We start from the raw sequence: 23,190 nt of genomic DNA, 5'->3' as shown, positions 1-23,190 counted from the left end.
GGTACCGGATAAACGATTCGGTAGCCTCCAACACCGAAACACAGCAACACGGTGGGGGTACTGCGGTGAAGTTCCGGCTGCTCGGGGCCGTCTCGGCGGAGGACGCCGAGGGCGGCGACATGGGACTCGGACCCGAGAAACGGCGCAGCGTGCTCGCCCTGCTGCTGCTGCGCCGCAATCGGGCCGTGTCGGTCGCCCAGCTCATCGAGGCGCTCTGGGTCGCCGAACCGCCCGCCAACGCCCGCACCGTGGTGCAGAGCCACATCTCCCGGCTGCGCGCCCTGCTCACCGAGCAGGGCGCCGCCGGGCGGGGCGTCCAACTCGCCACCGCGGGCGACGCCTACACCCTGCACCTGCCCGAAGGACGCCTGGACGTCGAGCAGTTCGACACCCTGGTCGCCGCCGCCCGGGTCGAACCGCACGCCGTGGACGCCACCGACGCGCTGGAACACGCGCTCGCCCTGTGGCGCGGCCCCGCGCTCACCGGCACCGTCGCCAGCCCCCCGCTGGAGGCCTGGCGGCAGACCCTGGAGGAGAACCGGCTCGCCGCCGTCGAAGCCCTCGCCGAGCACTACCAGAAACTCGGCGACCCCGCCCGCGCCGCCGAACTGCTGCGCGCCGAAACGGTCGCCCACCCGCTGCGCGAATCGCTGGTCTCCGCGCTGATGCTGGCCCTGTTCCGGGCCGGCCGGCAGTGCGACGCCCTCGACTGGTACCACCGCACCCGCGAATCCCTCGCCGACCGCCTCGGCGTCGACCCCGGCCGGGCCCTGAACGCCGCCTACGAGCGCATCCTGCGCGGCGAGATCCCGACGGCCCCCGCCGCCCCCGAGCCCGTCCGGCACCTGGTCCCGGCACCCGCCGGCCCGCCCGCCATCGAGAACTTCCCCGCCGTCGACCTGCTGCCGCGCGCCCCGCGCGGCTTCCACGGCCGCGACACCGAACTCGCCACCCTCGCCGACGCGGTGCGCGGCGGACCGGACGGCGCGATCGCCCTGATCACCGGACCGGCCGGCGTCGGCAAGACCTCCCTCGCCCTGCACTGGGCGCACCGCAACGCCGGACGCTTCCCCGACGGCCTGCTCTTCGCCGACCTCGGCGGCTTCAGCGACCGACCCGACCGCGACCTCGACGAGGTGGTCGCCGAATTCCTCGCCGCGCTCGGCGTCGCCCGCGAGGACCTGCCCGCCGGCACCGCCGCCCGCAGCGCCCTCTACCGGCGCATCACCACCGGCCGCCGACTGCTCGTCGTCGTCGACAACGCCCGCGACACCGACCAGGTCCGGCCGCTGCTGCCGGCCGGCGCCGACTGCGTCGCCGTGGTCACCAGCCGCAGCCGGATGCTCGGCCTGGTCGCCGCCGAACTCGCCCGCCCGCTGCCGCTCAACGTCCTCGGCCCCGACGAGTCCACCGCCCTGCTCGCCCGGGTGCTCGGCCAGGCCCGGATCGCCGCCGAACCCGAAGCCGCCCGTGAACTCGCCCAACTCTGCGACGGCCTGCCGCTCGCCCTGCGGATCGCCGCCGCCAAGATCGCCGCCGACCCGCGCCGCGGCCTCGGCGCGATCACCGAACAGCTCCGCCACGAACAGCGCCGGCTCGGCCACCTCGCCGCCGAGGAGATCAGCGTGGCCAGCGCGCTGCGCATCTCCTACGAGCAACTCCCGCCCACCCCCGCCAGGTTGTTCCGCACCCTCGGCTTCCACCCCGGCCCCGTGATCGACGCCTACACCGCCGCCGCACTCGCCGACCTGGAACCGGACGCCGCCGCCCAGGCCCTGGAACAACTCGCCGCCACCCACCTGGTCACCGAGACCGACGGCGACCGCTACACCCTGCACGACCTGGTCTGGCTGTACGCCCGCGAACTCGGCAGCCGCACCGACCCCGCCGAACAGCGCCTCGCCCGCGAACGCCTCGCCGACCAGTACCTGTACACCGGCCTCGCCGCCGCGCAGACCGCCGAACCCGGCAGCAAGCCCTGCTGCGAACCGCCCGAGGGAAGCCACCGGCCGCGCGCCATCGCCGAGTTCGCCGGCACCGAGGACGCCATCCACTGGCTCGGCGCACACCGCGAGACCCTCGCCCAGGTCATCGCCGGGGCCTCCCCGGAACGCGTCTGGCGACTCGTCCTCACCCAGTGGCCGCTGATCCTGCGCCGCCTGCGCGACGGCTGGGTCTCCCAACTCGAACACGCCCTGGACGCCGCCCTGGAGTGCGGCGACCTGGACGGGCAGAGCCAGGTGCGGGCCATGCTCGGCTGGGTGCTGGTCTCCAACCGCCGCCTGCCCGAGGCCGTCACCTGCCTGACCCCGGCCGCCGAACTCGCCGCCCGGGCCGGCAACCAGGTCGGCCGGGCCGTCGCCCTGGTCAACCTCGCCGCCGTACAGGCCGAACTCGGCGACCACACCGCCGCCGGCACCAACCTCACCCAGGCCCTGGAGATCGCCCTCGCCATCGGCCACACCCACACCGTCACCCTCGCCCTCCAGCACCTCGCCCGTCACCTGCTGGACACCGACCGCCCCGAACAGGCCATCGAACGAGCGGTGCACGGACTGGAGTTGACCGCCGACCAGACGCCGTCCTCGCGCCGCGTCCTGCTGCACACCAGCTGCGGCGAGGCGCTCTCCGTGCTCGGCCGGCACGCCGAGGCCCGCAGCCGGTTCCAGGAGGCGCTCGTCGAAGCCGAACAGATCGGCCACGACGAGGCCACCGCCGAAGTCCTCGGCGCCCTCGCCGCCGCCGAGGACGCCGCCGGACTCGCCCACGCCGCCACCGTCCACCGCCGACGGGCCGACGAACTCGGAGCGCACTGACGACAGTTCCGCGGCCGGGCGGGGCCTTTGCCGGCCAGGGCCTTTGCCGGGCCGGGCCTTTGCCGGTTGGGGCCGCCGCCGGTCAGGGTCGCCGACGGTCGGTTCCGCGGCCGGTCAGGGCCTTTGCGGGCGCGCGATGCCGACGCGTTAGTGAGGCGCAAGCCGAAGGCAAACCACGGTCGCCAAAATGGTCGAGTGCGGCAGCCGCGGGTCACGCGGGGCCGCCCGCGGCACCGCGTACGGCCCCTCGCTCACCCGGTCGCCCCGGGCCCTCCCCTGCGACGCCCCTTTTCCTCGGCCCGCACCGACGCGGCCGGCATCGGCGCGGCAGACATCGGGAGAGGGCGGGACGGATGGCCGGCGACGGCGTGAACATCGACCTGGACGAAGTCCAGGCGGCAGCAAAGCAGATCGCGGCACTGCTGGAGGAACTCCAGGGCCCCTACGCCCAGTTGGAAGCCCACATCAACATGGTCGAGGACACCGTGTACGGGACCGACCTGCTGGGCAAGTCGCTGACCGGGGGCAGCTCGAAGGTCGGCGGCTTCAGCAAGCACCAGAAGGACGTCCTGTCCGGCATCAAACTGCTGCTCGCCAACGCCACCACCATGGGCGCGAACCTGAAGACCATGGCCGCCCGGCACCAGGCCAACGACGAGGAACACGCCTCCGAGCTCAGCCGGATCGTCAGCGGGGACGGCGCTCCGCTCGCACCGTCGGTGCCTTCGGTGCCCGCGTCCGGTCCCGCTCCTGCGCCCGTTGCTGCGCCTGCTCCCGAGCCCGCGCCCGCTCCTGCGCCCGCGCCTGCTCCGGACGCCGGGGGTTACCACACCCAGGACGGACCGTCGCTGGAGTACAACAAGCCCAAGCCCCCGCCGGAGCCGCACGGTCCCGGTGGCGGTGGCCCCGGCCGCAACCTGATCTGACGCAGCACCGCACCTCCGCCCGCACCACGGCGGCTGATCCGGTGTCAGCCGCCGACGCACCCACCATCCGAGAGAGCTTCCCGCCATGATCGAGCTGCCTGCCGACCTCGTCGACGTGCTCAAGACCGTGCAGAAGAACGAGGACGGCAAGGACATCTCGTTCCCCGACGGCAACGAGGACCTGATCGGAGACCTCGCCGTCGCCTGGGACAAGTGGAACCAGGTCGCCGACACCCACATCCGCGGCATCGCCCAGGCCGCCCAGCGCGCCATGTCCTGCATGTCCGGCGAGGCCGCCGACAGCTTCCAGCAGTACCTGCAGAAGTTCGCGGGCGGCGACGCCTCGCACGCGGCCACCACCGTCAAGGCCGGCACCGACATCGCGAACGGTCTGCACGGCGCCCACCAGGCGGTGGTCGACACCAAGAACGAGATCATCCGGGAACTCGACTACGCCAAGACGTACATGGCGCAGAACCCGGCCGGCAAGAAGGACGACATCGCCAACTCGGCGGGCATCAAGCAGGCCGCCGGCCTGTACCACCAGTACGTCAACGGCGTCAGCTCGCAGGTCGACACCATCCTGCGCAACAACGCCAACCAGATCGCCGACATGAACGGCATCGGCAAGACCTGCACCCTGAACGGCGGCGCGGGCGGAGGCGGCGGTGCGGGCGGACCCGGCCCGGGCACCGACCTGAACGGCGCGGGCGACGGCTTCGGCGGTGCGGGCGGGGCCGGCGGCGGTGACGGTGCAGGGGGTGGTTCGGGCTCCGGATCGGGCTCCGGCTCCGGGTCCGGGTCCGGCTCGGGTTCGGGTTCGGGTTCCGGGTCGGGCGGTGGGGCGGGCGGCCACGGCCCGAAGACGCCCAGCATTCTGAAGCCGCTGAAGCCGCCGACGGTGCCGGAGCTGAACGGCGGCAGCGGCGCCGGCAGCCACCCGCCGGTCTTCACGCCGCTCCCGGTCAGCCCGAAGAGCTCGCTCAACCTGGCAGGCCTCTCCGACCTCGGCTCCTCCGGGACCGGCCTGGGCCTCGGCTCCGGCCTCGGCGGTGCCGGTGGCGGCGCCGGCGGCCTGTCGGCGTTCGGCGGCGCGGGCGGCGGCCTCGGCGGAGGCGCGGGCGGCGGGGCGTTCGGCGGGGCCGGCGGGATGAGCGGAAGCTCCTTCGGCAACGCGATGGGCGCAATGGGCCGGGCCGGCGGCGCGTTGGCCGGCGCGGGCGGTGCGGGTGGCGGCGGTCGCGGCGGCGGCGCGGCCGGTGCCGGAGCCCGCGGCGCCGGGGCGGGGGCCCGCGGCGCGGCCGGTGCGGGTGCCGCCCACGGCGGCGGCGGTGGCATGGGCGGCGGTCGCGGCGGCGGCAAGGGCGAGAAGAAGGGCGCGAACCGGTTCCTCGGCCCCACCCGCTTCGGCCCGGACGGCGAGGAGGAGACGGCGCTGCTGCACGACAGCGGCATCCTCGGCCAGGCCGGCGAGGTCGACCGTGACCGCAAGTGGCAGCGCGCACACCGCCGTTGGCTCGACGACGCCCGCGCCGAGGGCGTCGTCACGGCCCCCGCCGCGGAGGCCGAGCCGGTGGCGGCGGAGGCTGCGGCCGGAGCTCCCGCGAGCGAGCAGGCGGTGCTCAACCAGCTCGCCGGCGTCCTGCTCGGAACGCCCGCGCCCGGGGAGTCGACCGAGGCGACTGCTGCGGCCGCGACCGGGGAGGCGGTGACGCCGCGTCAGGAGAGCGTCGCGGCGGAGTCGTCGGGCTCGACGGGCTCGTCGTCCGGGGAGTCCAAGGCGAGTGCGGACGGCGACTACCTGGAGCGCGCCCGCAACGTCGCGGCCCGGCGCGGTCACGGCGAGCCCGCGGAGGCGACCGTCGCCGCGGCGGCCTCCGCGACGGCGGCGGCGCCCGCAGGGGCCGCGACCGCGGCTGCGGCCAAGCCGAGCCCGATCCGGGAGGAGGGCGGGTACCAGGTGCCCAGCCCCTTCCTGCGCGCCGCGCTCACCCGCCTCGCCGCCCCCGCCGCGGACTGATCCGTCCCCCTTCCGCTCCGCGCCGACCCGTACTCACTAAGGAACACCCATGAGCAACGACGTGCCCTGGTTCGCGATCGACCCCGACGTCGAACCCGCGCACACCATGCGCATCCCCGAAGGTGAGCGGATCGGCGTGCAGGCGCCGATGTTCACCGAGGCGGCGCGGGTGGGTTGGGTCGAGCCTGATGTGATGCCTGCGCAGCGGATTCAGGGCGGCGGGCCGTTCACCGAGGCGGCGCGGGTGGGTTGGGTTGAGCCTGATGTGATGCCTGCGCAGCGGATTCAGGGCGGCGGGCCGTTCACCGAGGCGGCGCGGGTGGGTTGGGTTGAGCCTGATGTGATGCCTGCGCAGCGGATTCAGGGCGGCGGGCCGATCACCGAGGCCGTGCAGGTCGGGCGGTTCGCGCCGGACGAGATGCCCGCGTACCGGATCGGGACGGTGGCCGGTGAACCCATGGAGACGGCGCGGCTGAAGGCGTTCGAGGGGGTGCCGTTGGGGGAGACGGTGCCTGCGATGTCGATGGAGACGGGGCGGTTGAAGTCGTCGGAGGGGGTGCCGTTGGGAGACACGGTGCCCGCGATGTCGATGGAGACAGGGCAGTTGAAGTCGCGCGGGATGCCGCTGGCGGAGGGGGTCCCGGCTACGGCGGGGGTGCCGTTGTCACCGGCGGACGGGGCTGAGACAGCGGCGTTGAAGGTTGGGGGTACGCCGCTGGCGGCGGGGGTCCCGGCTACGCCCGGGGTGCCGTTGTCACCGGCGGACGGGGCTGAGACGGCGGCGTTGAAGGTTGGGGGTACGCCGCTGGCGGCGGGGGTGCCGGCTACGCCCGGGGTGCCGTTGTCACCGGCGGACGGGGCCGAGACGGCGCAGTTGAAGGTTGGGGGTACGCCGCTCGCGGAGGGCGTGCCGCGGCAGTCGACCGAGGCCGGGCAGCGGGCGGGCGCCGCCAACGGAACCAAGGCGGCCGCCAACTCGGACTCGGGGAAGGCCGGGCAGGGGTTCGTGGTGAGCCCCGACCAGTACAAGGCGGCGGTCTCGCCGGTACTGGCCGCGTCGGAGCAGATCTCGTCGCTGGCCTCGTCGCTGGCCTCGTACCTGCCGTCGATGGAGAGTCAGAACCCGTGGGGCAACGACGAGTCCGGCAAGCAGTTCGCCGAGGGTGAGAAGGGCTACCTGCTGTACAGCCACAACACCGTGAAGACGCTCCAGAGCCTGGTGAAGGAAGTTCGCGACATCGCCGACGGCCTGAAGCGCATGGGGGAGAGCTACGAGGCCGCCGAGGAAGGCGCGACCGGCTCCTTCACCGGCATGGGCGACAGTGACGTCCCGATGCCGCCCTCGCCCGGTACTGCACCGACCGTGCCGTCGCACGTCCGCCCAATGATGACGCCCGGCATGACCAGCTCGAACGGAAGGCACTGACCCATGGCTGTCGAACTCCCGGAGCCCCTCCAGTGGGTGCTCCTGCTGCTCGCCGGCTGCCGCTGGCCGGAAGCCGACGAGGACCAGCTCCGCGACATGGCCGACCAGTGCCGCAAGGCGTCGGAGAGCCTGAAGGACGCCACCCAGGGCGCGGACGCGGCGATCAAGCGCGCGATGGAGGGCCAGCAGGGCACCGCCGCCGAGTCGTTGGGCAAGTACTGGGACGGGTACACCGTCGGCAAGGGCACCGAGGACGACCCGGGCCGACTGACCGCGACCATCAACGCGCTCAGCGGCATGGGCGACATGCTGGAGCAGGTGGCCAACTCGGCCGAGACCGCGAAGATCCAGATCGTGGCCCAACTCGGCATCCTCGCCTTCGAGTTGGCGACGGCTGAGGCCGAAGCGGTGGTCACCGCGGGCGCGTCGATGGTGCAGGTGCCCGGGTTCATCGCAGCGGCGCGTGCGTTCGTCCAGACGACCCTCAAGACCCTGCTCAAGGACATGATCAAGATGGCGGCCAAGCAGGCCGCCCAGATGGCCGCGATCAACCTGATGGCCCAGGGCATCGAGCTCGCCGAGGGCCACCGCAAGAGCATCGACTGGAAGGAAGTCGGCGACAACGCCAAGGGTGGCGCGATCGGCGGCGCCGCCGGCCACCTGATCGGCGCGGGCCTGGGCGGCGCGGCCGGCAAGATGGGACTGGGCAACCTCGCGAACTCCGCCGGCGGCAAGATGGCCATCGGTGCGGCCACCGGCGTCGGCGCGGACGCCGCCACCCAGTACATCACCACCGGCAAGGTGGACACCTCCTCCCTGCTCGGCTCCGGCCTGTCCGGCGGCGCGGGCGCAGGCATGAGCCACATGGCGCAGGGGGCCGCCGGCAAGCACGCGCCCGCCCCCAAGCCCGGCGACGCCCCGCACATCCCCGACCCGGTCGGCGCCGGCCAGGGCGGACGTCAGGACGGCCCGCCGAAGTTCACCAAGCCCGACACCTCCTCCGGCGACAGCGGCAGCTCCTACCAGGGGCCCTCCGGCGATTCCGGAAGCTCCAACTCGGGCGGCAGTAAGTCGCGTTCGGACGGCTGGGACTCGTCGGGCGACTCCAACTCGGGTGCCGGGCGCTCGGGTTCGGGAGATTCCAAGGTCGGCGGACTGTCCCCGTTCGGCTCCGGCCGCAGCAGCGGAGACGCCCCGCCGTCGTACGAGCAGGCGACGGGTGGCGGGAAGGGCCATGAGCAGGCTCCGCCGTCGTACGAGCAGGCGACCGGTGGCGGCAGGGGCCACGAGCAGGCCCCGGCGCACGAGCAGACGTCGAGCGGCAGCAAGGGTCATGAGCGGGCCGAGGCGATCCCGCAGACGCGGGAGCCACTCGTCGAGCAGACCCCGTCGCGGCCGGCGCGCGAGGAGGCTCCGCCGTCGTACGAGCAGGCGACCGGCGGTGGCAGGGGCCACGAGCAGGCTCCGGCGCACGAGCAGACGTCGAGCGGCAGCAAGGGTCATGAGCGGGCTGAGGCGATCCCGCAGACGCGGGAGCCGCTCGTCGAGCAGACCCCGTCGCGGCCGGCGCGCGAGGAGGCTCCGCCGTCGTACGAGCAGGCGACCGGTGGCGGCAGGGGCCACGAGCAGGCTCCGGCGCACGAGCAGACGTCGAGCGGCAGCAAGGGTCATGAGCGGGCTGAGGCGATTCCGCAGACGCGGGAGCCGCTTGTCGAGCAGACCCCGTCGCGGCCGGCGCGCGAGGAGCCGCAGGCGGTCCGGCCCGAGCGTGAGCCGATGTCGGGCCAGGAGCCGAGTCGCCCCGCGCACGAGACGGCGCAGCGGCCGACGCACGAGTCGCTCGCGGCTCAGGAGCCGGCGCGTCCCGCGCACAACGAGGCGGCCAGCACGCCTGCCCGCGACAACTCAACATCCGGGCACGAGAGTTCGGCGAACGACCGGGACTCCGTCCAGCCCTCCGGCGACGACAGCGCCTCGCGTCCGGCCGCCGGCGGGCCGGTTCCCAACATGTCCGGCGTGCTGGGCGGCGCGGCGCACCTCGCAAGTGCGGCGTCCTCGTCCGGCCACGGCGGTGGCAGCAGCAGCGGCGGCACGCACCTCGACGGTGCGCGCAGCGCGACGCTGCCGCGTCCGGACGGGGCGACCGTCCCCGGCCAGGGCATGCCCGAGGGCCTCGGCGACAACATGCCCAACTCCGCCACCCAGAGCCCGAACCAGGGCGCCGTCCCACCGATGGGCGGCGCCGGGTTCACCCCCGGCCCGGTCGGCGGCGGCAGTCACATCGGCGGCGGATCCCGACCTGACGCGCCGTCAGCGTCCGGTGCTCCCAGGCCTGGCAGCCAGAGCGGTGCCGTCCACGGCGGCGGCGGAAGCCAGCAGGGCGGCTCGCTGCGCCCCGGCGGCGGTCGGGGCGCCCGGCCGGAGACGCACGCCGCGCCGGAGCAGCAGCACACCCCTGCCCCGAAGCCGACCGAGCACGCCGCTGCGACGCCACACGGTGCTGAGCACCCGCCCGCGCCGCACGAGCAGCAGCAGTCGCACGACGGCAGCAACCGGCCGCACGAGTCGCAGCCGCACGAGGGCGAGCCGCGTCCGCGCTCGACGGACAAGCGTCCGATCGACGAGCCCGGCGGGCTGAAGGCACCCTCCGAGCACGACCAGAAGCGGATCGAGGACGCCGTCCCGCGCGACGAGGACGGCAAGCCGAAGACCCACCCGGACCCCCAGCAGGGCGACTGGGTCAAGCAGCTCAACGGCGACGGCCCGCACACGCCCGGCCGCAACAACAACTGTGCCGACGCGGCGCTGTCCTTCATGGACACCTACAACGGCCACCCCACGGCGGCCGCGCCGCGCGTGGAGAACAACGGCGCCGGCGAGAAGGGCGGCCGCGACCGGATCGAGCAGTCACTGGGCGGCAGGTTCGAGCACCAGGGCGCGGGCTCGGGAGGCCACGAGAAGCTCCAGAAGACGCTGCTGGAGAGCGGTCCGGGCTCGCAGGCGCTGATCATCAGCACCGACGGCGAGGGCCGCTCGCACGCCTGGAACGTGGTCAACCACGACGGCAAGATCGTCTACGCCGACCCGCAGATGGGCCGGACCAGCGACAAGCCGCTGTACGCGGGCGAGGGCGGCCTGTTCGCAGTCCCGCTCGGCCCGAACGGCAGCGCGCTCCACCCGACCAACCACGGTGCGAACCAGGGCGCGAACCACGGTGCGAACCAGGGCGGGAACACCGGCAACCACCAGGCCGGCGCCCGTCCCGAGACCACTCCGAAGCACGAGACCGCGCCGAAGCCGGAGACGGCCCCGAAGCACGAGACCGCGCCGAAGCCGGAGACGGCCCCGAAGCACGAGGAATCGCCCACGCCGGAGGCTCAGCAGCGGCCCGAGCCGCACCCCGAGGCGCAGCCCGAGCACGAGAACAACTCGCCGTCGGAGGAGCACCGACCGGACGACTCGCCCGGTGCCCTTGACGATGCGCCGCCGGTCACCGAGGCGCACGTCCCGACTCCGGAGCGGATGACGGAGTACGGCGACACGCTGGGAATCCCGAGGGACCAGCTGCCGGTCATGGTGTTCGTCCCGGAGGGCGCCACCGTCTCCACGCCGTTCAAGGACTTCGCGAGCGGGGTCGTCGGCAAGGACGGGCTCCCGAAGTCGACCCTCGACCTGACCCTCGGTGACATCGACGGCGGCCGGACGGGCGACCACAGCTCCGCCACCGACTTCGTCCGCCGCATGGGCGAGGGCGCCTACATCGGTCCGAAGGACGGTCGTCCCGGCATCCTGGTCGTCAACCAGTCGACCGCGGTGGGCGGTTTCACCCAGGAGCATGTGATCCAGCACGAGCTGGGCCACCACAAGCAGGTCCTGGACGGCTTCGGCATCGACAAGTCGACCACGAACCCCGCGCTGATCGAGTACCACAACATCTTCACCAACGAGTCGAAGTTCGTCGGTGAGGGCGGCAACCTCCGCAAGGAGTACGTGCCGGCGGACGGGCAGGGCGGCCTGTCCGGCAAGGCCGCCGACGTCGCGAAGGCTGCGCTGAAGGATGCCGACCCGAGCTTCAAGAAGTTCCGGGTGCCGCCGGAGGACTACTGGAAGGCGGCCAAGGAGGTCTCGAAGCACGGTTCGCCGAACGAGAAGGAGCTGTTCAGCAGGATCGAGCAGGAGCTCGACTCCGGGCGCTACGCCGGTGACAACAAGTCCAGGAACAACTTCGCGAAGGCGTTCCTGGAGGCGCACGCGGCCAAGCCCGCGCCGACCACGGGCAACGAGCACGTGCCGCCGAGCAGTTCTCCGTCGTCGGAGTCCTCGTCCTCGCATGTGCCGCCGAGTGCCGGTGCTGTGCCGCCGCCTCCGCCGCCGCCGCCGCACGTCGCGCCGAACCACGGTGCTACGCCGCCCGCGCATGTGCCGCCGAGTGCGGGTGCTGTGCCGCCGCCTCCGCCGCCTCCGCCGCATGTCGCGCCGAACCACGGTGCTACGCCGCCCGCGCATGTGCCGCCGAGTGCGGGTGCTGTGCCGCCGCCTCCGCCGCCTCCGCCGCACGTCGCGCCGAACCACGGTGCCACGCCGCCCGCGCACGTGCCGCCGGGCGGTAGCGGTCCGGTGCACACCGATACGCCGGCCCACAACCCGTTCGAGACGCCGTTCGACACTCCGCCCGGCTCGCGGCCGGGCACGCCGACGCCGCACGAGACGCCGTCGGACGCCGGATCGCTGCGTCCCGACAGCGCGCCGGCGGGCGTGCTGCGGCCGGATGCCGAACCGGCCGGGCTGTTCGGTCCGAAGAAGCCCCTGATCACGCCCGAGGGGCTCACGCCCGAGGGCCGGGACCGACTCCACAAGACCCCGGAAGGGCCGTCCCTGGTCTACCCGCCGAGCAGCAACATGGTGACCCACGCCGGAAAGGCCGTGGCGAACAAGTTCAAGTCCGAGCTCTCGCCGGAACTGAAGAACGTCAGCGGGCGGTTGACGGAGCAGGGCGACGGCAGCTACCGGACCGAGAGTTCGACGGCGAGCGGGAAGCCGAACGCCAAGATCAAGGACCACACCTACAAGGCCTATCTCGACCCGAAGTCCATGGTCGACCTCGAAACCGGGGTCAACCGCGACTTCATGGACAACCTGCGCGAGGCTGCCACCGGCGACAAGAACTCGGCACTCATGGGCGCCGACCTCTACGAAAAGGCCATGGGGCTGGACTACCGGTCGCAGAAGGCCGAGCAGCAGCAGGCGGAGCGTCGGCAGCTGTTGAAGGACCTCGCGGACCTCAACTCGGAGAAGGGCACCTGGATCCCCGGGGACCGGGTGGAGCAACAGCTCGGGAACAACCAGGCCTCCGCGACGGAGGGAGTGGACCGCCTGCTCAACGGGCACCAGGGACACCCCGGATTCGACGGAATGGTGCTCGGCGAGGCCCACGGCTCATCCGCGAGTTGGCCGTTCCTCAAGGACAACATGGCGCAGCTGAAGGCCAGTGGGGTCGACACCGTCTACCTGGAGGCCCTGCGCGACGACTCCGCCCAGCACCATCTGGACAAGTACCTGGATCCGAACAGCAACGAGCCGATGTCCGCCGACCTGCGGAAGATGGCCACCGACTACGACAGGCGCTGGAACGCCAAGCTGACCGACACGCTGGAAGCCGCGAAGCAGAACAACGTCAGGGTCCAGATGGTGGACGGCTATCCGGCGCGGACCATCCCGACCGACGGCGGCTTCAACGAGCGGGCCCGCCTGATGAACTCGTACGCGCACGACGCGATCACGGCGGACGCCCCCAACCGCAACGGCAAGTACCTGGTCGTGCTCGGCGAGGACCACGTCCACTCCAAGGCCGACCTGGGTCACGGACGGGTCCCCGGCACGGCGGACCTGCTGGGGATTCCGTCCGTGCGCCTCACCGACGGCTCCGGAGCGCCCGGTACCGAGCCGCCGAGCGCGACCAACGCCACGGACCCGAATCAGGTCCGGCTCCACTACCTGCCCGCCCCCGACAACCACTCACCGTTCGGCAACCCGGACGCGCAGCACCAGGCGGCGCCGCCGACACCGGGCGGACTCGGCCCGGTGCACCCCGACGCGCAGGCACCGCACGGGAGTTCCGAGCACCCGGGCGACAGCCCGGCGTCCCAGCAGCAGCACGACGGCACCGGCCGGCCGCACGAGCAGTCCTCGCACGAGCAGCAGCCGAACCACGAGCAGCCGTCCCATGAGCAGCAGCCGAACCACGAGCAGCCGTCGCACGAGCAGCCGTTGGGCGGCCACGAGGGTGGCGGTCCGCGTCACCCGGCCACGGACGGGCGGCCGTACGGTGTCGAGGGTGGGCTGAAGCGTCCGTCGGAGCACGAGGCGCAGCAGCTTCAGGACGCGGTTCCGCACAACGCGGACGGTTCGCCGCAGCGGCACCCGGACCCGTTCGAGGGTGACTGGGTGAAGAAGCTGAACGGCGATGGCCTGGGCACGCCGGGTCGGGCCAACAACTGTGCGGACGCGGCGCTTTCGGTGGTCGACACCTACGACGGCCGTCCCACGGTGGCCGCGCCGCGGACCGAGGACAACTCGATCGGTGAGAAGGACAGCCGGGACCGGATCGAGCACGCGCTCGGCGGGAAGTTCGAGCCTCAGGGCAAGGGCCAGGCCGGGCACGACAAGCTGGCGCAGACGCTGCTGGAGAACGGTCACGGCTCGCAGGCGGTGATCATCAGCCGGGACGCCGACGGGCGTCCGCACGCCTGGAACGCGATGAACCACAACGGCAAGGTCGTGTACATGGACGGCCAGATGGGCCGTACCAGCCACACGCCGCTGTACGACGGAGACCTGTTCGCTCTTCCGCTCACCCCGGACCGCGCGCCCCTGCACCCGTCCGGCCCGCCCGCCGGCGCCCCCGGCCACCAGGCAGGACCGAAGCCGGACGTCCAACGGCCGGACTCCGCACCGGGTATGACGGTACGTCCCGAGCCGGAGCTCCCTCCGCTCGGCCAACGTCCCACCATCGACGAGAAGGCGAAGCTCCACCAGGACCCGTCCGGCCCCGCGCTGATCTACCCGCCCTCCGCCGACCCGTCGGCACTTGCGCAGCACGTGAAGGACAACAGGTTCAAGTTCACCCTGAGCGGTGATCTGGCGCTGTCCGCGAACTCGTTGCCGCAGAGTAATCTGGGCCGTCACCACTCGGGTTCCTTCACGGAAAGCGGGACGCCCGACGTCAAGGTCAGCCCGTACTCGCAGAGCTTCAAGTCGCACCTCGACCCGTTGACGCTGAAGGCACTGCACTCCGACGCGGCGTCCGCGCTGAACGACGGGCTGCGCGCCAAGCTGGTGGAGACCGGCGAGACCGAGGCCTACGTCTATCCGGGCAACAAGCTGCTGGAGCACGGCGGCAAGCTCGACTACCGGACCGATCCGAACTTCCAGGCCCAGCGCGAACGTCACAACGTGCTGGAACGGCTGGCCCGGCAGGACTCGGAGACCACCTGGCACCCGGTCGACGGGGCGCAGGTGCAGCAGCGGCTGGACGGGCAGGCGTCGGCCCTGGACGGCGTCCAGCGACTGTTCCACGGGGACGGCGCCAACCCGGCGCACCCCGGGATCGTGCTCGGCGAGGCGCACGGCAACTCGCCCAGCTGGAAGTTCCTCAAGGAGAACATGGCCGGTCTGAAGGAGGCCGGCGTCGACACCATCTACATCGAGTCGCTTCGCGACGACTCCCTTCAGCGCGACCTGGACACCTATCTGGAGCACGGCGGCACCATGCCGCCGAACCTGGAGCGGATGCTCCGGTCCTACGACAAGAACCTGAACTCCCCGGAGCACGCCGGTCTCTACGAGACGGTGGTGAAGGCGCAGGAAGAAGGCGTGCGGGTCCGGGCCGTGGACGGCTACCCGGCGCGCAAGCCGGACGGCTTCGGCAACGCCCCGCTCGAGCAGCGGGCCCGGATGCTGAACTCGTACATGCACGACGCGATCACCTCCGACCGGGTCGGGCAGCCGGGGAAGTACATCCTGGTCACCGGCGAGGCCCATGTGCACGAGCACCCCACCACCGCCGGTGGCGGCTCACGGATTCCCGGCACGGCCGAGATGCTGGGAGCGCCGTCGGTGCGCCTGACCACCCCGAACGGGGCGAACGCGGTCGGTGGCACGGCCGTGCACGACCTCCGGCTCGGAAACCTGCCGGCTCCCCAGCCCGCAGCCCCGGCGCCGCACGCGCCGGCCCAGCACCCGGGCGGCAACCCGCCGCCCGGCGCGGGGCACGAGAACGCCCCGCACCAGCAGCAGGTGAACGAGCACGCCCAGGACATCGCCCCCGCGAACCCGGCCGGTCTCGGCACCACCTCGCACGAGCAGCCGTCCCATGAGCAGCCGTCCCACGAGCAGTCGAGCCACGAGCAGCCGTCCCACGAGCAGCCGTCCCACGAGCAGCCGTCCCACGAGCAGCCGAGCCACGAGCAGCCGAGCCACGAACAGCCGTCCCACGAACGCTCGTTGACGGAGCACGAGGGCGACGGTCCGCGTCACCCGGCCACCGACGGGCGGCCGTTCGATGTGGAGGGCGGGCTGAAGCGGCCGTCCGAGCACGACCTGAAGCAGCTTCAGGACGCCGTGCCGCACAACGCGGACGGCTCCCCGCAGCGGCACCCGGACCCGATGGCGGGCGACTGGGTCAAGAAGCTGAACGGCGACGGTCCGGGAAAGCCGGGCCGGGCCAACAACTGCGCGGACGCGGCGCTCTCGGTGGTCGACACCTACGACGGCCGCCCGACGGTGGCCGCCCCGCGCGTCGAGGACAACTCCGTCGGCGAGAAGGGCAGCCGGGACCGGATCGAGCAGTCCCTCGGCGGGAAGTTCGAGAGCCTGGGCAAGGGGCCGGCCGGGCACGAGAAGCTCGCGCAGACGCTGCTCGACAGCGGCCCCGGCTCGCAGGCGGTGATCATCAGCCGTGACGGCGACGGACGCCTGCACGCCTGGAACGCGATGAACCACGACGGCAAGGTCGTGTACGTCGACGGGCAGATGGGCCGGACCAGCGACAAGCCGCTGTACCCGGGCGAGGGCGGCCTGTTCGCCGTCCCGCTCACCCCGGACCGGGCGCCCCTGCACCCCTCCGGCCCGCCCAGCGGCGACAGCAACCGCCAGGCCGGCCCGCGTCCCGACGGGCAGTCGGGTGCCCCGGTGCGCAAGCCGGGCGAGGAGCAGCGCCCGGGCGCGTCGCCGGGTGCCACGGACCATGGCGAGTCGTCGCAGCACACGGACGGTACGCACCAGACGGACCAGCAGGCCACCAACGAGCAGCACGGCGATGTCGAGCACCCGCCGACGACGCCCGAGCCGCTGCCGCCGGTGGGTACGCCGGAGCACGGGATCATGGACAATCCGGCCGAGTTCCTGAAGACCAAGCAGGTCTCGGTGGACTTCGCCGCCGGTGCCAAGGAGCGGATGCCGCACGCGAAGCCGGAGGAGGTCGCCGCGTTCCTGGAGGCCATCAAGGGGCGTGACCAGCACTGGTTCGTGCTGGAGCCGAACGGGTCGACCAAGAACGGCGAGCCGTCGGGCTACCACCTGGTGCCGGCGTGGGAGAAGTACGCCGCGCACTACGAGGGCTTCCCGCGGCCCGAGTCCGGTCTGCCGGAGGTCAAGGCGGACCACGAGTACGTGAAGGGCGCGTACATCCCCTACAAGTCCGAGGAGCGCCCCGACCCGACCAAGCCGGACACCATCGGCCACACCGAGGTTCCGCTCAACCCGCACCCGGACCTGCCGCGCGAGGGGCTGGTGTTCACCGACGCGATGAACGGCTGCGCCCTGGTGACCACCGTCGAGCCGGGCAAGGACACCTTCACGGCCTGGCACTTCCAGTCGTACTCGTCCGCGGGGCACCTGGAGGGTGGCTACCAGTTCCGCAAGCAGCACACCGTCACGGCGTGGATGGGGGTCGGCGACTACGCGCACCCGCTGCCCCTGGACTTCAAGCCGGCGGCGACCAACATGCTGAAGCACGGCCCGAACGGCTGGGAGATGATCAGCCAGGAGTCGCACACGTACGGCGGCAAGTCGGAGACGATGAAGCAGTTCCCGCCGACCCTGTACCCGCCGCAGCGGATCCCGTTCGACGTGGGGACGCAGACTCCCGGGACCGTCGTCAAGATGACGCTGGACCCGTACCACGTCATCGCGCAGGAGCGGCTCGAACGTTTCCAGGAGGCGGCGCACGGCCTGACCACGGGGCTGGACCCGAAGAACCCCGCGCTCAAGCCGCTGCAGGCGCACCTCGCCGACATGAACGAGATGCTCGGCGCGCAGAACGACCTGGTGAAGGCGTACCGCCGGCCGGACGCGACCCTGGAGGACCTGCAGCAGCTGTCGAACGGGCTGAACCGGATCAAGAGCTCGCGCCAGACGTTCCTGGACGAGAACCGGGCCGAGATCGAGCGCCTGGCGATCGGCGCCACGCCGAACCACCCGAACCGGTCGGCCAACACCGTGCTCTCCGAGTTCGGTTACTCGATCGAGCCCGGGAAGCCGGACTGGGTCGACCACATGGCCGCGGACGTCGACGCCCAGATCAAGAAGCGCGACGGGATCACCGACCCGGCGGGCGTCTCGTCGCCCCGCCCCCCGTCCGACCCGGCCGGCCTCGGCGACCCCGCCGGCACCGGCGGGGAGACGAAGCCGGGCAACCGGATCGGGAACTCGATCGCGGACGCCGTCGCGCAGGCCAAGAAGGCCGAAGCGGATCGGACGGCACTGTCGGAACACGCCGACGCAAAGGCCAAGCGGGACGAGCTGCACCAGAAGGAACAGGCGCGGCCGAACCCGTCGCAGCGGACGACGGAACGGCTGGCCGAACAGGACCGGGTGGCCGTACGGCAGGACGAACTCGCCGATCGGCAGGCGGACCTGACCAAGCGGCAGAACCAGCTGGCCGACAAGCAGTGGCGGCTGGCCGAGGAGCGGCTCACCTCGAACGACAAGCGCCTGGAACCCCGCCAGATGCACGCGGCCGCCCGTCAGGAGCGGTGGGGGCAGCAGCAGGAGCGCCTGGCCGGACAGCAGGACCGCCTGGCCGCGCAGCACGAGCGGATGTCCCGGCACGAGGCCCTGGCGGACCAGGGGGAGCGGGCCGCCGCGAAGCAGCAGGGCCAGGCAACGGACAAGAGCGGACTCGACGTCCGACGCGAGAAGTTGATCGCGGACCAGCGGGACCTGGACGGCCGGCAGAGCAAGCTCGACCACGAACAGAACGAGCTGGACGCCCGCCACGAGGAGCTGGACGGCCTCCGGGCGAAGGTGGAGGGCGGCCAGTACGACCCCGTCCGGACCGCCCGCGAGCAGAAGAGCCTCGAAGCCAAGGAGAAGCAGCTCGAAGCCGACCAGCAGGCCCTCACCAAGGCCCGCAAGGGCCTGGACCACCGCCAGAAGTGGATCGACAAGAGCGAGTGGCTCGTCGAGCAGCACGGGCGGCTGACGGAGCAGGAGGCGGCGGCCAAGCGGGACAACTCGCCGGCGGACCGGGTGAAGGCACTGGCCGACCGCCGGGAGCTCCTGAACAAGTGGCACGCCGAGCAGCACGACCTGGAAGCGAAGGCGGAGGAGAAGGCCGCCAAGTCTGCCAAGTCGGCCAAGGCAGCCAAGAGCGACGATTCGCCGAGCCACTACTTCGGGCCGCCGAGCGAGGTGAAGTGGCGGCAGGAGAAGCAGAAGTGGTTGGAGGAACTGCAGAAGCCCGAGGAGAAGTGGCACTCCGCCGAGCAGCGGGCCAGGCTGAAGGAGGAGCTCGACGCGCTGAAGCAGCTGAGCGGCCCGGAGCCGAAGACCAAGGAGCAGTCGGAGAAGCTGAGGGAGCAGGAGCGTCTGCTCGACGAGCAGGTCCGGCTGGCGGAGAAGCAGCAACTCCTGGAGGACCGTCAGAAGCACAACGACGGGGACCCCGAGCAACTGGCCTGGGAACAGGAGCGGCTGGCCGACGAGCAGCGCCTCAACGAGGAGGCGCGCGAGGCCCTTGCGAAGGGCAGCGCGGGTGAGCTCGATCCTGAGCCCTTCAAAGCACCGGCAGAGTACGAGCGCACCAGTACCGGGAAGCGGGGCTATTACTACAAGGACGCCCCGAAGGAGCTGGGGAATGTCAGTATCGAGGGCGCCTTCAAGGTGATGACCGACTCCGGAACCGCCATGGCGAACGGCATCGTGAAGGATCCGGACCGGCCCGGCTGCGTGGCTTCCGCGCTGTTCATCGACGGAGAGGCAGGTGCCAGGCGTCTGCTGGTCGTCACCGCGAGCAGCACGAAGGGCCTGGCCGGTGAGGGCGCGCCGGACCACGTCCACGAACTCGTCCAATTCGCCTACGGGAAGGAAGGGGACGCGGCGTACAAAGCCGTCAAGGAGGAGCTGGGCTGGAACAGCTACCCGCAGGGTATGCCGGGTACCCGGTGCAAGTGCGCCGAGCCGTCCGTGATGACGGATATCTTCAAGCAGATCGGCGACCCCTTCAAGGGGGTCGACATGAAGGACGCCGCTGCCGTGAAAACGGCCCTGGAGCAGGCCAGGGGAATCCTCGGAAAGACGTTCGTCCGGCCGCTGGAGACCTTGCCCGACAAAAATACGGGTGGTCGGCGTTCGGACCACGGTGTGTACAAGGCTCCCTGCGACAACTGCGCCCCGGTGGTGGGATACTTCGGGATGAAATCGGTACAGCTCCTGGATTGACCACGCGAATCAACCGCCGGTCTTCCTGATGATGCGTCGAATGCCGGGTAGTACCGATTGTCGAGACTGCGGCCCAGCGGCCGTCCGAAAAGAGAGTGCAGAACGCTCATGCCTCAACCCCGCGACCCTGACGGGACGATGTCGTGGCTGGCCGGCTGCGGCTGGTCGCCCTCGCGTGACATCGGCGAGCACGCCCGCGAGTTGCTCGCCGACTGGATGAGCGGTGCGGCGGGGGAGGAGTCGGCGGCCGTGCGGGCGGCGCTGTCCTTCCTCGGGCGGTTCGGTGATCTGACGTTGCCGACGGCGTCCGGTGGTGCGCTGCGGACGGTGCCGGCTCTTCCGGCCGGCCCGGAGCAGGCTGCGCAACTGGCGGAGCTGGCTGCGGGGTTGGGCGAGGAGGTCGTGCCGGTCGGGGCCGAGGTGGACGGACCGGGGCGGCTGGTGGTCTCGGGCGGCGGCAGCTTCTTCCACCTGGACGCGGACGGGGTCGAGTTCTTCGGCGTCAACCCGTACGAGGTGCTGGACCGGTTCCGGCCGGTCGTCGAGGCCGAGGCCGAGGTGCCGCACACGGTGTCCACGCTGCTCGTCGACCGGACGGTCTACACCCAGTCCAATGTGCTCGGCGAGGGCGATCCCGAACTGCACTCCGCGGTGCAGGAGTTCCTGGACGGGCTGCCGCCCTACCAGCGCGAGCCGTTCGCCGCCCGCTGCGCGGAGACCGGTCTGATCTCCGACGTGCTGCACCGCCTGGACGAGCAGCGCGGCGACGGCGGGGAGATCACGCTGGACGAGGCTCGTCCGCACTTCGCGGAGAGCTGGATCAGCAGCATCGCGGTCCGACCGGACGACGAGCAGGAGCACGGCAAGCCCGTCGCGCCCTGCCGGTCCTGCGCGGCACTGCTGGCGGAACTCGGCGTCGAGGTGGTCGAGGTGGGGCAGCGATGACGGACGTCCGTTTCACCACGGCGCTGCACGAGGCCCTGGTCGGGGCCGGCTGGACCGAGGGCCGCCGACCCGGTGCCGATGCGGAACAGCGACTGCTGACGGCGGTCCTCTCGGTCGTCGACGAGGACGGACTCGTCGAGCCGTCCGAGGCGGCACAGCGATTCCTGGAGCAGTACGGCGACCTGACGGTGCCCCCGGTCGGCCCGGGGGTGGAGGTCGCTGCGCACGGCGCGGTGATCGACCCGGAGGCGGCGCGCGGCAGCCGTACGGTGGCCGCCGCGCTCGCCCGGCGGCTGGGCACCTCGGTGTTCCCGGTCGGGCGGACCGGCGACGGCGTGCTCGCCGTCGACGCGCAGGGCCGGCTGTTCCGGCAGGGCCGGAGCGACTGGTGGTACCTCGGCGCCACGCCCGAGGAAGGACTCGCCCGGCTGGTCGAGGGATACGCCCCGGCCCGGGTCGAGGCCGACGGCCGCTGGTCGGAGCCCGACCCGCTGCCGCGCACCGTCCACCAGGACGGCTGGGTCGACAACGGCCCGGCCAGCGAACTGCTGGCCGCCGGAATGGCGTTGGCCGCCGAGGCCACCCGCCCGCTGCGCCGCCACGGGGTGCCGGTGCTCGGGCACCTGACTCTGACCGTCGAGGGTGAAGGCGCGGAACTGCCGATCCTCTACCGGGAGTTCGACCTCGACCCGGCGGACCCGGAGGGGCGGATCGCCGACATCGTGGACCGGACGTTCCTGCGGCCCGGGACGCGACCGGTCCGGGTCACGGTCCGGCTGGCCGCCCCGCCCGCCGCGGCCGACCGCGACTGGGACGTCCTGGTCGTCGCCCGGGCCGACCGCAGCCGGCAGTTGACGCTCCGGCACCGCGGCCCCGCCGGGCAGCAACCGTCCGATCAGGTCGACGTCAGCGCGACCGTCGCAGCCCTGTCCGCGCTCGGCGCGGAACACCGCACCACAGGAGGAACCGCATGATCACCCAGGAGCAGGCCGTCGCGAAGGCGCAGGCATGGCTGAACGAAGGCGCCCCGGAGGGGGCCGCGCGTGAGGTCAAGTTCCGCGAGTTCGACCTCGGTTGGGTGGTGTGGGCCGCGCCCGCGCCGCTGGAGGTCGACCCGGTGACCGGCCAGGTCCGGCCGCCGGCGAACCTCGGCGACGCCACCGGGGTGGTGGACCGCGAGACCGGAGAGATCAGCACCTGGCCGTCGATCCCGATCGACGCGGTGATCGCCGTCTACCAGGAGCGTCACGCCGGACGGTGACCGCCGGTGGGGGTGGACGTCACCGTCCACGGCGGCCGGGTCCGGGTGCCAACGGGCCCGGCCGCCACCACTGTTCACCCGCGCAGACCTGATCCACACCGGACATTCACGACCTCCTCCGAACGCCCCGCCCCGCCCTGCCACAGAGCCGCCGCGCCGCGCCGGGAATTTACCAACTGCATACCTTCGGGGCCTGCCGGCCGCCCCATCGCTCTGCGAAGCTCCTACCGAGGTGACGTTCCGTCACCTCGGCGGACGTGCTTGGCCGAACGGCTCCGGACACCAAGTAAAGTTGCCTGACAATTGAGCGGGTGCGGCAGCCGCGAGGCTTCGGCCTGCCCTGACACCGGTGCGAGCGCTGCGGCGTGGCCGCACCCGGGGGCGGGCCCGGTCCGGAGTCCGGCTGCCCGGGGGCGGTGACCTGGAGGGTGGACAAGTGGCAGACGAAACGGTGTGGATCGACATCGACGAGGTCGAGTCGGCAGCCAAGAAAATCATCGACCTGCTGAACGAACTGGAAGGCCCGGCCAACCAGTTGGAGGCCAAGATCAAGCAGGTCGAGGAATCGGTGTACGGCACCGACCTGCTGGGGAAGGCCTTCAAGGGCGGCGGCTCCTCGGTCGGCGGACTGGGCAAGCACCAGGAGCAGGTGCTCACCGGCATCCGGGAGCTGATGAAGAACGCCACCGCCGTGGGGCAGAACCTGCAGTCCATGGCGGCCCGGCACCGGATCAACGACGAGGAATACAGCACCCAGATCGGCCGGATCACCACCAACGGGGACATGCCGGCCGCCCCGCGCGTGCCCGGCGGCAGCTCCGGCTCCGTCGAGTCGGTGCCGGCCTCGGACCGCGTGATCGGGGCGCCCGTGGAGACGGTGGTGGCCGCCGACCGCGAGCCGACCCCGCCCCCGCCGCCCGCCCCGATCGCGCCGATCGGCAACACCGAAGCGACGGAGGGCTACCACAAGCCCGACGCGCCGACGCTCGAATACAACCACGCCGAGGAGCGGGCCGACGTCCTCCGCGGCGGCGGGCCCGGCTCGCGACAGCTCATCTGACGGAACGCCGCCCGGG

9 protein-coding genes are annotated in these 23,190 nt (G+C 72.2%); all 9 read left to right on the top strand.

Translation table 11 applies throughout. The features are described 5' to 3' along the window. Nucleotides 1-65 precede the first annotated feature (65 nt). The gene (locus AMK19_RS08545) at nt 66-2,816 is read left to right on the top strand and encodes an AfsR/SARP family transcriptional regulator (protein ID WP_073809453.1); all 2,751 of its coding nucleotides are present in this window, start codon (nt 66-68) and stop codon (nt 2,814-2,816) included. Between the two features lie 353 nt (nt 2,817-3,169). After that, entirely contained in the window at nt 3,170-3,742 is a 573-nt protein-coding gene (locus tag AMK19_RS08540) for a WXG100 family type VII secretion target (RefSeq protein WP_073809452.1), read from the top strand. 85 nt (nt 3,743-3,827) lie between these two features. Further along, entirely contained in the window at nt 3,828-5,762 is a 1,935-nt protein-coding gene (locus tag AMK19_RS35065) for a WXG100-like domain-containing protein (protein WP_073809450.1), read from the top strand. Between the two features lie 49 nt (nt 5,763-5,811). After that, on the top strand, nt 5,812-7,188 hold the full coding sequence (locus AMK19_RS08530; RefSeq protein ID WP_073809447.1) for a hypothetical protein: 1,377 nt from the start codon (nt 5,812-5,814) through the stop codon (nt 7,186-7,188). A gap of 3 nt (nt 7,189-7,191) precedes the next feature. After that, nucleotides 7,192-19,908, top strand: a complete 12,717-nt coding sequence (locus AMK19_RS37965) for a toxin glutamine deamidase domain-containing protein (RefSeq protein ID WP_073809444.1) — start codon at nt 7,192-7,194, stop codon at nt 19,906-19,908. A gap of 108 nt (nt 19,909-20,016) precedes the next feature. After that, nucleotides 20,017-20,853, top strand: a complete 837-nt coding sequence (locus tag AMK19_RS34175; RefSeq protein ID WP_083646573.1) for an SUKH-3 domain-containing protein — start codon at nt 20,017-20,019, stop codon at nt 20,851-20,853. Then, complete coding sequence (locus AMK19_RS08510; RefSeq protein ID WP_073809442.1) at nt 20,850-21,827, top strand: SUKH-3 domain-containing protein; 978 nt, start codon at nt 20,850-20,852, stop codon at nt 21,825-21,827. The genes AMK19_RS34175 and AMK19_RS08510 overlap by 4 nt, the downstream gene beginning before the upstream one ends. Continuing rightward, nucleotides 21,824-22,114: a hypothetical protein gene (locus AMK19_RS08505; protein WP_073809440.1), complete on the top strand. Its 291-nt coding sequence runs from the start codon at nt 21,824-21,826 to the stop codon at nt 22,112-22,114. The genes AMK19_RS08510 and AMK19_RS08505 overlap by 4 nt, the downstream gene beginning before the upstream one ends. Nucleotides 22,115-22,550: 436 nt before the next feature. Beyond that, complete coding sequence (locus AMK19_RS08500; RefSeq protein WP_143200096.1) at nt 22,551-23,174, top strand: hypothetical protein; 624 nt, start codon at nt 22,551-22,553, stop codon at nt 23,172-23,174. Nucleotides 23,175-23,190: the final 16 nt, after the last annotated feature.

It is taken from the genome of Kitasatospora sp. CB01950 (assembly GCF_001905465.1).
Taxonomy (GTDB): Bacteria; Actinomycetota; Actinomycetes; order Streptomycetales; family Streptomycetaceae; genus Kitasatospora.
The sequence above is the reverse complement of the archived record's forward strand: the minus strand, read 5'-3'. Positions and strand labels throughout refer to the sequence as shown.

Coding starts and splice junctions, on each gene's coding strand:
- AMK19_RS08540 (WP_073809452.1), top strand. CDS start 3,170: ATGGCCGGCGACGGCGTGAACATCGACCTGGACGAAGTCCAGGCGGCA.
- AMK19_RS35065 (WP_073809450.1), top strand. CDS start 3,828: ATGATCGAGCTGCCTGCCGACCTCGTCGACGTGCTCAAGACCGTGCAG.
- AMK19_RS08530 (WP_073809447.1), top strand. CDS start 5,812: ATGAGCAACGACGTGCCCTGGTTCGCGATCGACCCCGACGTCGAACCC.
- AMK19_RS37965 (WP_073809444.1), top strand. CDS start 7,192: ATGGCTGTCGAACTCCCGGAGCCCCTCCAGTGGGTGCTCCTGCTGCTC.
- AMK19_RS34175 (WP_083646573.1), top strand. CDS start 20,017: ATGCCTCAACCCCGCGACCCTGACGGGACGATGTCGTGGCTGGCCGGC.
- AMK19_RS08510 (WP_073809442.1), top strand. CDS start 20,850: ATGACGGACGTCCGTTTCACCACGGCGCTGCACGAGGCCCTGGTCGGG.
- AMK19_RS08505 (WP_073809440.1), top strand. CDS start 21,824: ATGATCACCCAGGAGCAGGCCGTCGCGAAGGCGCAGGCATGGCTGAAC.